The 14,136-nt window shown below is 65.1% G+C and carries 10 protein-coding genes; 5 read left to right on the forward strand and 5 right to left on the reverse strand.

Annotation, left to right across the window (positions count from 1 at the left end; all coding sequences use genetic code 11):
* Positions 1–7: 7 nt before the first annotated feature.
* Entirely contained in the window at positions 8–961 is a 954-nt protein-coding gene (locus tag AAHB17_RS01360) for an alpha/beta hydrolase (protein ID WP_342128623.1), read from the forward strand.
* Positions 962–963: 2 nt separating this feature from the next.
* Here the strand turns inward: AAHB17_RS01360 and AAHB17_RS01365 are convergent, their stop codons facing one another.
* The 3 genes from AAHB17_RS01365 to AAHB17_RS01375 all read right to left on the reverse strand — a co-directional run bounded on the left by AAHB17_RS01365 (position 964) and on the right by AAHB17_RS01375 (position 4,652).
* A complete protein-coding gene (locus AAHB17_RS01365) occupies positions 964–3,096 on the reverse strand; it encodes a putative bifunctional diguanylate cyclase/phosphodiesterase (protein WP_342128624.1) in 2,133 nt (710 codons plus the stop codon).
* Positions 3,097–3,302: 206 nt separating this feature from the next.
* Positions 3,303–4,220, reverse strand: a complete 918-nt coding sequence (locus tag AAHB17_RS01370; RefSeq protein ID WP_342128625.1) for a crotonase/enoyl-CoA hydratase family protein — start codon at positions 4,218–4,220, stop codon at positions 3,303–3,305.
* Between the two features lie 27 nt (positions 4,221–4,247).
* Positions 4,248–4,652 (reverse strand): DUF2784 domain-containing protein, encoded by a 405-nt coding sequence (locus tag AAHB17_RS01375; RefSeq protein ID WP_342128626.1) that lies wholly within the window; start codon positions 4,650–4,652, stop codon positions 4,248–4,250.
* Between the two features lie 74 nt (positions 4,653–4,726).
* On the opposite strand from AAHB17_RS01375, the gene AAHB17_RS01380 reads away from it, so the two are divergent.
* Both AAHB17_RS01380 and AAHB17_RS01385 read left to right on the forward strand, forming a co-directional pair.
* Positions 4,727–7,048, forward strand: coding sequence for a YgiQ family radical SAM protein (locus AAHB17_RS01380; RefSeq protein WP_342128627.1), 2,322 nt, complete (start codon positions 4,727–4,729; stop codon positions 7,046–7,048).
* 118 nt (positions 7,049–7,166) lie between these two features.
* Complete coding sequence (locus tag AAHB17_RS01385; RefSeq protein ID WP_342128628.1) at positions 7,167–9,107, forward strand: methyl-accepting chemotaxis protein; 1,941 nt, start codon at positions 7,167–7,169, stop codon at positions 9,105–9,107.
* A 91-nt stretch (positions 9,108–9,198) separates the two neighbouring features.
* Here AAHB17_RS01385 and AAHB17_RS01390 read toward each other — a convergent pair whose 3' ends face one another.
* Both AAHB17_RS01390 and AAHB17_RS01395 read right to left on the reverse strand, forming a co-directional pair.
* On the reverse strand, positions 9,199–10,215 hold the full coding sequence (locus tag AAHB17_RS01390; protein WP_342128629.1) for a methionine synthase: 1,017 nt from the start codon (positions 10,213–10,215) through the stop codon (positions 9,199–9,201).
* A 24-nt stretch (positions 10,216–10,239) separates the two neighbouring features.
* Positions 10,240–10,716, reverse strand: coding sequence for a CreA family protein (locus AAHB17_RS01395; protein WP_342128630.1), 477 nt, complete (start codon positions 10,714–10,716; stop codon positions 10,240–10,242).
* Between the two features lie 532 nt (positions 10,717–11,248).
* Between AAHB17_RS01395 and AAHB17_RS01400 the strand changes: the two genes are divergently transcribed.
* A complete protein-coding gene (locus AAHB17_RS01400; RefSeq protein WP_342128631.1) occupies positions 11,249–12,919 on the forward strand; it encodes a hypothetical protein in 1,671 nt (556 codons plus the stop codon).
* Positions 12,920–12,939: 20 nt separating this feature from the next.
* A complete protein-coding gene (locus tag AAHB17_RS01405) occupies positions 12,940–13,752 on the forward strand; it encodes a hypothetical protein (protein ID WP_342128632.1) in 813 nt (270 codons plus the stop codon).
* Positions 13,753–14,136 lie beyond the last annotated feature (384 nt).

Consider the following 14,136-nt stretch of genomic DNA (forward strand, 5'->3'; position numbering starts at 1 on the left):
TCACGCCATGAACCACCCGCACAACCCCCGCGCGCTGCTGACCCCGCAGATGCGCGGCGTGATCGACCGCATGGCGCGGCTCGGCCACCCGCCCATGCACGCGCTCACCGCCCAGCAGGCCCGCGCCCACTACGAAGCCGGCGCCGGCGTGCTGGACCTGGCACCGCACAAGATGGCCCGCGTGGAGGCGCTGCAGGTGCCCACCCGCGACGGCACCAGCCTGCCCGCGCGTCTGGTGGCGCCGACCCATGAGCCGTTGCCGGTGCTGTTCTACACCCACGGCGGCGGCTTCACCATCGGCAGCGTGGCCACCCACGACAGCCTGTGCCGCCACCTGGCCCACCTGGCGCACTGCGCCGTGGTCTCGCTGGACTACCGGCTGGCGCCCGAGCACAAGTTTCCCACCGCCGCCAACGACGCCTGGGACGCCCTGCAATGGCTGGCCGGCCAGGGCGCGGCGCTGGGACTGGACACCACCCGCCTGGCGGTGGGCGGTGACAGCGCCGGCGGCACGCTGGCCGCGGTGTGCGCCATCGAGGCCCGGGATGCCGGCCTGCCGCTGGCCCTGCAGATGCTGTTCTATCCCGGCACCACGGGCCACCAGGACACCCCCTCGCACCGGCACTTCGCCCAGGGCTTCGTGCTGGAGGAGCCGCACATCAGCTATTTCTTCAACCATTGCGTGCGAACCCCGGCCGACCGCGACGACTGGCGCTTTGCCCCGCTGTATGCGGACGACTTGGACGGCGTGGCGCCGGCCTGGATCGGCCTGGCCGAATGCGATCCGCTGGTGGACGAGGGCGTGATGTACGCCGATAAGCTGCGCCTGGCCGGCGTGCCGGTGGACCTGGAAATCTACCGCGGCGTGGTGCACGAGTTCATCAAGATGGGCCGCGCCATTCCCGAGGCGCGGCAGGCGCACGAGGACGCCGCGCGGGCGCTGCGGCAAGCCTTCGCCTGAACTCAGCGCGCTGAGGCTTCGCCGGCCAGGTCGTCGGGAATCTGGGTGTCGCCGAACAGCGACTGGCGGAAATCGATGTTCGCCGGACCGTCGTCGCTCATGGCCCAGAGGTAGAGGCGCTTGGCCGCCATGGGCTTGGCGAACAGGAAACCCTGCAGTTCGTTGCAACCCAGCTGGCGCAGGATATCGCGCTGCACATCGGTCTCCACGCCTTCGGCCACCACTTTCAGGCCCAGCGCCAGTCCCAGCTTCACCACCGCCTCGACCACGGTGCGGGCGTCGTTGCTGAATTCCAGATCCTTCACGAAACCGGCATCGATCTTGAGTTCCTCTGCCGGCAGCTGCCGCAGGTAGGCCAGGCTGGAATAGCCGGTGCCGAAATCGTCGATGGAGATGTGCACCCCGATGCCTTCGAGCTTGTCGAAGAAGGCCTTGCTGGTGGCGTTGTTCTCCATGGCCACCGATTCGGTGATTTCGCAGGTCAACAGCGTGGGGTTGACCTCGTAGCGCTTGAGCGCCGCGGCGATGCGTTCGGCGAGGTCGTCCTGGCGCAGCTGGTGCACCGACAGGTTGATGGCCACGCGCATGCGCAGGCCACCCTCGCGCCATTCGTGAATCTGGCGGCAGGCCTGGTCGATCACCCAGTTGCCCACGGCGCCGATCAGCCCGAAGCGCTCGGCCACCGGAATGAAGGCGGCCGGGCTGATCAGGCCCTTGCTGGGGTGGTTCCAGCGAATCAGGGCCTCGGCGCCGGTGATCTCGCCGCTGGGCGCATGGATCTTGGGCTGGAAATACAACTCCAGCTCTTGTTCGTCGATGGCCTTGCGCAGGTCGCGCAGCAGCTCCATCTGCTCGCGCGAGTCGGTCAGCATGTGGGGCTCGAAGAAGCAGAAGGTGCCACCACCGGCCGCCTTGGCCGCATGGGTGGCCGCGTCGGCGTGGGCCACCAGCATGGCGGCGGCGCCATCGTCCGGGCACAGTGCCAGGCCGATGGAGGCCTGCACCGGCAGTTCGCGGCCCTGCACCTCCATGGGCTCCGCGATGGCCTGCAGCAGCGCCCGTGCCCGCGCGGCCAGGACCTCGCGCGAGCGCGTCGCCGGCAGCAGCAGCAGGAACTGGTCGGCCCCCCAGCGCGCCAGGAACTCGGGCGCCTGCAGATCCTGGCCCAGCCGCTGGCCCACCGCGTTGAGCAGCCAGTCGCCGCTGGCGTGGCCAAAGGATTCGTTGATGGGTTTGAAGCCATCGATGTCGATGAACAGCAGCGCCATCGAGCTTCGGTCGCGTTCCGTGTCGGCGGCCTGTTCGCGCAGCCGGTGTTCGAAGGCCTGGCGGTTGGGCAGGCGCGTCAGCGGGTCGGTCAGCGACTCGCGTTCAACGTCGTGGCGGGCCTGCACCAGCGAGGCCCGCATGGACGTCTCGCGCCGCGAGATCACCAGGGTCATCAGCAGCAGCACCAGCGTGCCCAGCTTGGCCAGCAGGCCCAGCGCGTTGAGCGAGACGCCGTTGGCCACGGCGCTGCCCGTCTGTTGCGGCAGCGAGGCCGAGGCCACCAGCTGCGATTCGGCCAGCCACAGCCCGGTGGCCAGCAGCAGCGAGCTGGCCAGGCGCAGGCCGGTGTCGGTCCAGCCGTGGGCCCGGCGGTCGCGCAGCCACAGGGCCAGGGCCACGGGCAGCGCCATGCTCAGGGCGGCCAGGCCCAGTCCGCCCGGCGCCCACGGCAGGCCCGGCTGGAAACGGACGGCCAGCAGCGCGATGATGGACGCCAGCAGCGCGGCGGCGGTGGTCAGCAGGGCGCCGGCGCCCCAGGCCAGCGCCGCCCCCGGCAGCACCACCGAGGCCCAGACCCCCAGCGCCGCCAGGGCCACGCTGGCGGCCCAGGCCACCGTCAGCCAAGCGGTGTCGTAATGCACCGCGAAATCCAGCGGCTGCAGCATGACGTGGTTGATGTGCAGCGACCAGGCTCCGGTGCCCATGGCCAGCGCGGCCCCGGCCAGCCACTGCCAGCGGTCCGCATCGCCCGCGCGCACCGATTCGGCCAAGCGGGCACGGCATTCCAGCATCACGTGGGAGCACAGCAGGGCGAGCAAACCGGGCACCAGCCGGGCCAGCCAGGGGGACAGGGCGTCAGGAGGCATGGGCGGGTGGGGTGGGGCGCCGGGGTTTCAGCGCCGTCGCGCCCATGCACGGCCAGGGCTCAGGCGTGCGCGGGGGGGCGGGTTAAACAAGTGCTCGACCATGAAGATGCGTAAAGTCAACGCAAGAATAACCTTTGTTTACATTCTTGTGCATGTCTCGCCATGTGCTGGCACGCCGGGTGTCGGGCGTGCGCGACGTTTGGCGATCAGCGTGCGTCGCCGGGGCGGCTGGCGCTCTGTTCCATCTGCCGGATCCGTGCGCGGGCCTCGTCGCCTTCCGGGATCGGTTGGCCGCCGTCGCGCCACGCGATGGCGGCCTTGAAGCCCTCGGCCTGCGCGTAGCGGCGGAACCACATGCCTTCGGGGTTGTGGCGGGTGATGCCGTCGAACACGGTGGCCATCATCTGGGTCTGCTCCAGGCCGGCGCTCAGCATGGTCTGGTTGACCACCATCTTGTGCATGGCCAGGTGGCCGCGTGGCACGCCGGCGATGCGTTCGGCCAGCTTGAAGGTCTCGGCATCCAACTGATCGGCCGGCACCGCCAGGTTGGCCAGGCCCCAGTCGGCGGCCTGGCGGCCCGAGAGCACGTCGCCGGTGAACATGAGCTGCTTGGCCCGCGCCGGGCCGAGGCGAAAGCTCCACATGGCGGTGGTGGGGCAGCCCCACACACGGGTGGGCATGTAACCGATGCGGGCGTCGTCGGCCATCACCAGCAGGTCGCAGCACAGGGCGATGTCGCTGCCACCGGCCACGGCCGCGCCGTGCACCTGGGCGATGGTGGGCTTGGGGCTGCGCCACAGGCTCATGAAGTCCTCGGTGTTGCGTTTCATGTAGGCGTAGTCGACCATCGGGTCCCAGGGCGTCTTTTCCTGTTGGCAGGGGTGCTCGATCTGGCTCTGGGCGGTGTCGGCCAGGTCGTAGCCGCCGCAGAAGCCCTTGCCGGCGCCGGCCACCACGATCACGTGCACCTCGTCATCGGCGTTGGCCCAGTCCACCGCGGCGCGGATGTCGCGTGGTGTGTCGTCGGTGATGGCGTTGAGGCGTTCGGGGCGGTTGAGCAGCAGGCGGGCCACGCGGGGGTTGCGCGGGTCCTTGTCTATCGTCAGGGTGTTGTAGCTGGGCATGGAGTCTCCTCTGTCGAAAGACCCATGCTAGCGGCGCAGCGGTGGCACCCAGCGCCACGTGAGCGACACCAGCAGCGCGAAAGCCGCGTAGGCGGCCACGAACACCCACCACGGCAGGTCCCAGTAGAGCAGGCGGCCCAGCCAGTGGGCAATGAAACTGCCGCCATAGGCGGCCTGTCCGGCCAGGGTGCGCAGTTCCTGCTCCCACACCGTCAGCGGGCACAGCCGCCCGAGCGCGGCCTGCGCGGCGATGAACACCATGAGCAGCAGGTGCGTTAGCCGCCAGCCGCGCCGCCGCACCCCGTGCCAGCCCAGGCGGGCGCCAAGCAGCACCGCCGCCTCGCCCAGCACCACGAAGGCCACTACGCCCACGTGCAGCGCGAGCAAGGCGTCGGCCAGCACGGCCGCGAGGGCAGGGGAAAGGGGCCACATGGGCCCGATTGTCCCTGCGGGGCCGCAAAAACACCTCGGCCAACTAAAATCACGGGTTATCCACCAGGCCCCCCATGAACGCCCCCGTCGACGTTTCCTTTTTCGCGCGCGCCGCCAAGCCCATCACCAGCTACCGTCCTTATTGGGCGAAGCGCTTTGGCACCGCGCCTTTCCTGCCCATGAACCGCACCGAGATGGAGCGCCTGGGCTGGGACTCGTGCGACATCATCCTGGTGACGGGTGATGCCTACGTGGACCACCCCAGCTTTGGTATGGCCGTGGTGGGTCGGGTGCTGGAGGCGCAGGGCTTCCGGGTCGGCATCATCGCCCAGCCCGACTGGCAGAGCGCCGAGCCCTTCAAGGCGCTGGGCAAGCCCAACCTGTTCTGGGGCGTGACGGCGGGCAACATGGATTCCATGATCAACCGCTACACGGCCGATCGGAAAATCCGCAGCGACGACGCCTACACCCCGGGCGACATCGGTGGCAAGCGCCCGGACCGCGCCGCCATCGTCTACAGCCAGCGCTGCCGCGAGGCCTACAAGGACGTGCCCATCGTGCTCGGCGGCATCGAAGGCAGCCTGCGCCGCATCGCCCATTACGACTACTGGAGCGACAAGGTGCGCCGCTCCATCGTGGTGGACGCCAAGTGCGACCTGCTGCTCTACGGCAACGCCGAGCGTGCCCTGGTGGAGGTGGCCCACCGCATCGCCGCGCGTGAACCCATCGAGCAGATCACAGACGTGCGTGGCACCGCCTTCGTCCGCCGCCCGCAGGACCCCAGCAGCGAAGGCTGGTTCGAGCTGGATTCCAGCGAGGTCGACACGCCCGGCCGCGTGGACGAGCACATCAACCCCTACCTCACCACCAGCGAACAGGCTCAGGCCCAGGGCCAGAGCTGCGCCAAGGAAGAGGGCGACGGCCCCGCCATCGATACGTCGATCAAGCCGCTGACCTTCATGCCGCGCCAGCGCACGCCGCGCGAGCGCACCGTGATCCGCCTGCCCAGCTACGAGCAGGTCAAGAGCGACGCTGTGCTGTATGCCCACGCCAACCGCGTGCTGCACGTCGAGGCCAACCCGGGCAACGCCCGCGCGCTGGTGCAGGCCCACGGCGAGGGCACGACCGCGCGCGATGTGTGGATCAACCCGCCGCCCATCCCGCTGACCACGGCTGAGATGGACCACGTCTTCGACCTGCCTTACGCCCGCAGCCCGCACCCGGCCTACGCCGACGAGCACGGCCGCCACGATGGCGCGACCAAGATTCCCGCCTGGGAAATGATCCGTTTCAGCGTGAACATCATGCGCGGCTGTTTTGGCGGCTGCACCTTCTGCTCCATCACCGAGCACGAGGGCCGCATCATCCAGAGCCGGTCGGAGGAATCCATCATCAAGGAGGTGGAGGACATCCGCGACAAGGTCGAGGGCTTCACCGGCGTGATCTCCGACCTCGGTGGCCCCACCGCCAACATGTACCGCCTGGGCTGCCGCACACCCGAGATCGAAGCCGCCTGCCGCAAGCCCAGCTGCGTCTACCCCGGCATCTGCCAGAACCTCACCACCGACCACGGCCCGCTGATCAAGATCTACCGCCGCGCGCGCGAGCTGCGGGGCGTCAAGAAGGTGCTGATCGGCTCCGGCCTGCGCTACGACCTGGCCGTCAAGAGCCCCGAGTACGTCAAGGAGCTGGTGCAGCACCACGTGGGTGGCTACCTCAAGATCGCGCCCGAGCACACCGAGAGTGGCCCGCTGTCCAAGATGATGAAGCCGGGCATCGGCAGCTACGACAAGTTCAAGCAGCTGTTCGAGAAATACAGCGAAGAGGCCGGCAAGAAGCAGTTCCTGATTCCCTACTTCATCGCCGCCCACCCGGGCACCAGCGACGAGGACATGATGAACCTGGCGCTGTGGCTCAAGCGCAATGGCTTCCGCGCCGACCAGGTGCAGACCTTCTACCCCAGCCCCATGGCCACCGCCACGGCCATGTACCACTCGGGCATCAACACCCTCAAGGGCGTGCACCGCGACGAGCGTGGGGAAAAGGTCGACATCGTGCGCGGCGAAAAGCGCCGCCGCCTGCACAAGGCCTTCCTGCGCTACCACGACCCCAACAACTGGCCGCTGCTGCGCGAGGCCCTCAAGGCCATGGGCCGCGCCGACCTGATCGGCAACGGCAAGCAGCACCTGATCCCGACCTTCCAGCCGCTCACCGATGGCGGCTACCAGAGTGCGCGGCGCAAGAACAGCACGCCCGTGGGCAAGACCGCCGCGCCGGCCAGCCGTGCCGGCGCCACGCCGCGCAAGGGCAGCCTGCTGACCCAGCACACCGGACTGCCGCCGCGCGCGGGCACCGCGGCCGGTCGTGCTGCAGGCAAGACCAAGCCGCCGCGCTGAGTCGCCTGGGTGCCCCAGACTGGGGCGCGCCCCTAAAAAGGGGGTGGGCTTCTGTTTTACATTTGCTCCACAAATCGGCGGGCCATCCGGCCTGTCGGCACAACACCGAGGAGCCTCCATGTCCCCATCTCCCAACCCCGCCAAGCTGGCGGGCCTGGGCGCCAGCCTGTCCGTGCGCCTGCTGCTGCTGTTCGCCGGCGTGGCCGCCCTCCTGCTGGCGGCGCTGGCGCTGATCGGCTGGGTGACCTTCCTCAATTCGCGCGAGCGCGCGTTTGGCGAGATGCAGGACAACACGGCCGCGGTCGCGTCCATGCTGGCCCAGGTGCATGAAGCGGGCATGGCCTCGGCCAACCAGTCCTTTCCCCTGGTGGCCGACCAGATGGCGATGTCGCTGTTCGAGCCGGCCGAGCGCAATGGCAAGCCCACCCTCATCAACGCCGGTGTCGACGTGATGGGCAACGAGACCACGATGGACCACTTCCAACGCCAGACCGGGGGCGGCATCGCGACGGTGTACGTGCGCGACGGCGACGACTACCGGCGCATCGCAACCAGCCTGAAAAAGCAGGACGGCAGCCGCGCCTTCGACACCCTGATGGACCGCCAGCACCCGGCCTACGCCCTGATCCAGCAGGGCAAGCCTTTTGTGGGCCGCGAGGTGCTGTTCGGCAAGACCTACATGGGCCGCTACGAGCCGGTGCTCAAGGACGGGCGCTCCGTCGGCATCCTGGCCGTGGGCCTGGACATGACACCGCAGTTCAAGTCGCTGACGCAGACCATGCAGCTGTTCGCGCGCGAGCACAACCGCGTCTTCTCGCTCGACCTGGGCAGCGGGGCCCTGCTGGGACAGACCCAGGTTCCGGCCATCGAGGCCGATTCGCCGTTGCTCAAGCGCTGGCGCGACGAGGTGGCCGCCGGCAAGACCAAGGGCGTGATCCCGATGCAGACCCTGGCCTTTGCCGGGCTGCAGGGCGACGACGTCAACCTCGCCTGGTCCTACTACCCGCAGTGGAACTGGGTGGTTGTCAAGGCCGAGCGCGACAGCGACAGCACGGCGCTGGCCCGCCGGGGCGTGCTGACGCTGCTGGGTGTGGTGTTCCTCGGCCTGTCCCTCGCGGGGGCGCTGGTCGCCTACGCCATCCGCCGCATGGTCACGCGGCCGCTGCAGCAGGCTTTGGCCGCGGCCGAGAACCTGGCCCGCAACGACCTGAGCCAGCCGCTGGCGCCGAGCAGCCAGGACGAGGTCGGCCGCGTGCTGGCCGCGCTGGAGTCGGTGCGCCTGCACTGGGTGGGCAGCCTGTCGCAGATCCGCGAGGTGGCCGGGAGCCTGGGCACGGCCAGCGCCGAGATTGCCAGCGGCAACCACGACCTGAGCGCGCGCACCGAGTCGGCCGCCGCCAGCCTGGAGGAAACCGCCAGCAGCCTGGACACCCTGACCGCCACCGTGCGCCACAGCGCCGAGGCGGCCCAGCAGGCCAACCAGCTCGCCAGCAGCGCCGCCAGCGTGGCGCACCGGGGCGGCCAGGTGGTGGGCGAGGTGGTCAGCACCATGAGCGAGATCAACCAGAGCAGCCAGCGCATTGCCGACATCATCTCGGTCATCGACGGCATCGCCTTCCAGACCAACATCCTGGCGCTGAACGCCGCCGTGGAGGCCGCCCGGGCGGGCGAGCAGGGGCGTGGTTTTGCCGTGGTGGCCGGCGAGGTGCGCACCCTGGCCCAGCGCAGCGCCCAGGCCGCGCGCGAGATCAAGGACCTGATCAACAGCAGCGTCACCCGCGTGCAGGCGGGCAGCGCGCTGGTGGAGCAGGCCGGCAGCACCATGAGCGAAATCGTCAGCAGCGTGCAGCGCGTGAGCGACATCATGGCCGAGATGCAGGCCGCCACCACCGAACAGCGCGACGGCATCGCCCAGGTCAACAGCGCGGTCATCCAGCTCGATCAGATGACGCAGCAGAACGCCGCGCTGGTGGAGGAAAGCGCCGCCGCCGCCAGCAGCATGCAGGAGCAGACGCGCGCCCTGAACGAGGTGCTGAAGGCCTTCCGCACCGGGGGGTGAGGCGGGCGCCGCCGCGCCGCAGAGCAGCAGGCCGAGGCACCGGCGCACCGAGCCAGGCCAGCGCGCACGCCCCGGGGCTGCGGCGCCGTGCTCAGCAGCGGCTGCGCGCCAGCGCCGCGCCCTTCACCAGGGCCTCCAGCTTCTTCAGCGCCACCTCGCGCTTCATGGGGGCCATGCCGCAGTTGGTGCAAGGGATGAGCCGCTCCCTGGGCACGAACTGCAGCGCCCGGCCTATGGTCTCGGCCACCTGCTCGGGTGTTTCCACTTCGTCGCTGGCGACGTCGATCACGCCCACCATCACGTCCTTGCCCGCCAGCAGGGCCATCAGCTCGGGCGGCACGTGCGAGTGGTAGCACTCCAGGCTGACCTGGTGGATGCTGCTTTTCGCCAGCGCCGGGAACACCTGTTCGTATTGCCGCCACTGCTCGCCCAGGGTGGCCTTCCAGTCCACGTTGGCCTGGATGCCGTAGCCGTAGCAGATGTGGACGGCGGTGGTGCAGCTCAGGCCCTGGGCCGCGCGCTCCAGCGCCCGCACGCCCCAGTCGGCCGCCTCGGCCATGTAGACATTGAAGGCCGGCTCGTCGAACTGGACGATGTCCACCCCGTCGGCCTGCAGCGCCAGCGCCTCCTGGTTCAGCAGCTCGGCGAAGGCAAAGGCCATCTTCACGCGGTCGCCGTAGAAGCGGTCGACCACGGTGTCGACGATGGTCATGGGGCCGGGCAGGGTGAACTTGAGCCGGCGCGTGGTGTGGGCGCGCGCCAGCTGGGCCTCGAAGGCGTGCACCCGGCCCTTGAGCCGCAGCGGCGCCACCACCTGCGGCACCATGGCCTTGTAGCGGTCGTTGCGTATGCCCATCTCCACCTTGTGCTCGAAGTCGATGCCCTCGACCTGCTCCAGGAAACCGTGCACGAAGTGCTGGCGCGCCTGCTCGCCATCGCCAATGACGTCCAGGCCCGCGTCCTCCTGGGCCTTGATCCACAGCAGCGTTGCGTCGGCCTTGGCCTGCTGCAGCTCAGGGCCCTGGGCCTTCCACTGCGGCCAGAGTTTTTCGGTTTCGGCGAGCCAGGCGGGTTTGGGCAGGCTGCCGGCGATGGCGGTGGGGAACATCGGCTGGTCTCCTTGTGAGGGGGTTCAACGCAGGGGAATCGGCGTGGCCGCGTCCACCGGCACCGCCGTCACCGAATTCTGCGGCGAGCCCTCGATCACGCGGTCGGAATAGGTCAGGTAGACCAGCGCGTGGCGCTTGGCGTCGACCATGCGCACGATGCGCAGGCGCTTGAACACCAGGCTGGTCCGCTCGCTGAAGATTTCCTCCTGCTGCCGGATCGGCTTGGGCACGCCGATGGGCCCCACCTGCCGGCAGGCGATGGAGGCTTCCGACTTGTCCTCCGCCAGCCCCAGCGCGCCCTTGACCCCGCCGGTCCTGGCGCGCGAGACGTAGCAGGTGACACCGTTGACGCCCGGGTCGTCGTAGGCCTCCACCACGATCTTGTGGTCGGGGCCGATGAGCTTGAACACCGTGTCGACCGCGCCGATTTCCTCGGTGTTGGCGGAACAGGCGGCGGTGGCGGCGAGCAACAAGGCCAGGGTTGGAATGAGGCGGGACATGGGGTGGGGCTTTCGTGGTGTGGCAGACGATGGTCGACACCTTAGCAGCACGTGGGCCGGGTGGCCCCAGTGCTGGCTGGGCTGTGCTCGCCGGGTAGGCTTGGTCCAGTTGGTGCTCGAGAGGCGGAAAACGACCCTAAGGAGCCGTTCAGGGTTTCTGGCCCAGCGTCGGCAGTGCACCGATTCCAGTCAACATGCCACTGCAAGCCGGGTTCACCGTTCTAGCTGGCGCCAAGGCAACCTTCGAGCATCCGTGAACATTTGGACGAACGGCGGCGGTGTGTGTAGAAAGCAGCCGCAGTAATCGCACTGTATCGGGTAGTACAAGCTAACTGTTCGATCATCACACTTGGTCATACGATTGATGGTATCTGCTCTTAACTTAGGTTGCCCCGTGCAGCGCCGCAACCATGAAAAGTGAGCGCGCATCAGCTCTCTGGAGGGCCGGAAATCGCTCCTTCTTCACACAAGGGGCTCGAAAGCCCGCAATTCAGCGCTACTATGCTGCAATAGCCAACGTATTTGGAACCAAATGTCACTCGAACAAGTCTTCGTCGAGCAAGCAGAGTATCTGGAGGATAAGTCCTTCAATGAATGGCATGCACAGCACCCAGACGAAAGCAAGATTCTCCGCAAACTAACTCAAGGGGGAGCGAAGTTAATCTCAGGACCGCGTGGGTGCGGTAAGACCACCCTCATGCTAAAAGGCTTTCACTCGATGCTATCGAGCTCGGACGCTGCCTTCCCTGTTTACGTAAACTACAAGCGCTCTCTTTCCATCGAGCCTATCTACAAGAGTGGAACAGACGGCACTTACTGGTTCAACCAGTGGGTACTGTTGAAGCTTTACCTTGGCGTATACGACACCTTGAGACGCTTGGGGAGCGACCTTGAATTGTCCATATCCCAAGAGGAAGCTAGCAAAGCCGCCTCATTACTGGAGATGTCCAATGCTTCGCAGGTTAGCCTCCGCCCTCTGTCGGTCCCATCTCTGGAAGAAGACCTGTTGAGGGCTACGGAAAAAATGAGACGCTCTCGGTGCGTGCTGTTGCTAGACGACGCTGCACACGCATTCTCAGTGGACCAGCAGCGAGATTTCTTCGATTTTTTCAGGCAAATCAAATCCCAGTATATCTCTCCTAAAGCAGCCGTCTATCCCGGTGTAACGAACTACTCATCATCCTTTCACGTCGGCCACGATGCGGAGCAGATCGATGTCTGGATCAAGCCGGACAGGGAGGAATATCTCGGGTTCATGCGGTCGTTTGTCGCAACGCGCTTTCCGCCCGCACTCGCTGCGACCATGTTTAGCTCAGAGTCACTAGACCTACTCAGCTTTGCTTCGTTCGGAGTACCTCGGACTCTACTAAACATGCTTCACGAACTCGCCATCGAGAAGGAAGGTGAGCTCGTTGGGATCAATCTGAATCGAACGGAGGTGCTCAGAGTGATCAAGCAGTCATTCTCGAACACTAAGAAGCTTTTCACGTCTCTTTCTGCCAAGCTCCCCGTTTACAGAACCTTCATAGATACAGGGGAGTTGATCCTTACGAACTCTGTGGCGTTGGTGAAGGCATACAACAAAGGAAAGCCAACAGAACGGCAGAGTGTTTCGATCGCATTGGCCACTGAAGAGCTTACCCATGAGTTATCGAAGGTTTTCTCGCTGTTTCAGTATGCTGGCCTCTGTATACCGAGGGAAGAGCTCGTGAGCCGAGGCGAGAAAGGTCGATTTCAGATTTTCGCTCTGCACTATGCTGCGCTAGTTGATGCCAACGCGCTGATCGGTTCGAAATCGCTAAGTGTTTCTGAGTATATTACTGCATTTTCGAAGCGGAACGCCCATGAATTCACGCGCACGAAAGCAGCAAGTCTGACTGGTGCTGCGAGGGACCCGTTTGCACTATCGCTTCCTCCCTGCATCGTGTGCCAGACACCGCGAGTTTTCGAGGACGCTAAATTTTGCGCCAGCTGCGGCAGTCCACTGACTGCCCCTTCAACGTATCTGGCTCTCATGAATGCGGATATCGACAAGTTGCCACTCACGAGGACGAGAATTAACAAAATCAAGGAACAGTCTTCGATTCGTAAAATAAAAGACATCCTATATGACCAAGAGCACCGGGCTTTACTCGGGGTCGATCGAATCGGTAGCTATTGGGCAGCAAGAATCGTTGCTTTGGCAGAGGAGTTCGTTGAATGACTTGGAGGACCTCGGCTTGCATGTCCATAGGCAGAGTTCCCTGCCCCGACGCAAACTCTCTGGTGACTCCGATGGGCCGGAAGCGCCCTTCGGCTATTGATGATTTCTATGCATCCACAAGCACCGCGCTTACAAGAGTTGATCCAAATTTCATATCTAGCTATGGCGATGACGTTGTGGGCCTGCTGTTTGTCGGCTTAATCTCTTCGACCGAAAATTATTTCAGAGACATTCTTGGGTTCACACTAACCATCTGCCCTGTTGCACAAGCTTATTCTTCGGATGAGAAAGTCCAGCTTGGCTCACTGCTCTGGGCAGAAGGTTCGCTGCAGAATCGTTCTGCTTTCGAATTTCATGCATTCTCTAGTGCTGAGAGTATCCGGAAGGCAATTCAGAACTTTACTAACTATCAAGTTCGAACCAATGGTACATTTGCTTTGATGCTAAATGAGTACGATAAACTGTGCGAGTTGCGGCATGCAGTCGTCCACTCTGGACACATTGTGGCCGGGAAGAACGCAATCAAATTAGGCCTGAGAAGAAGTGCGATTCCCCTTAAGGTGAAGCTGGGCTACGCCGAACTGCAGGCTGCCGGCAGCGTGTGTACGGCGTTAGTGCAGGCGGCCAATACAGAGCTTTTCGAGGCACTTGTTGTCCGATGGGCGACAACTTGGCGCAATCTTCCATCATGGACGCCCGCCAACGAAGTCAAGTTGCTCCGTGCAATCCGTGCCGCATTCCTGTCCAAGAGAGACGGTGCGAACAAGACGATCACGGGAGCAAGCAAGACTAATCAGTTTGAATCTGATGTTCGAGCTGAATTCAACCTTTAGCTGCTCTACGTTCCTTATCCGCCAATCGCTGGAATAGGCTTCCGTACTATAGAACTGCTGCGCTTGGCTTCAAGGGAACAAGACAGGCCGCGTGATTCTCGCACCAGCCTAGTCAGCGTCCACCTACAGCGGTTCCTCGCCGATCACGTTTGCCAATGTCAGGTATAGCTCACCAACGTCATCGGGTGGCTCAAACCAGCTGAACGCAGTGAGCCTGAGCGGTAACTCGACTGATTCTTTCCTGTCTCCGTTTTTGTCCGAAAGCAGCGTCTGCAGACGACCCATCAGCGACATTTACGCCGATCAGCCTAGTCTATTGAAAGCATTCGATCAAACGCAAGGGCCTCCGTAGCTTAACAAATGTGCTGTTATTACCATTAAACT

The organism is Hydrogenophaga sp. OTU3427, assembly GCF_038440225.1.
Classification (GTDB): Bacteria; Pseudomonadota; Gammaproteobacteria; order Burkholderiales; family Burkholderiaceae_C; genus Hydrogenophaga.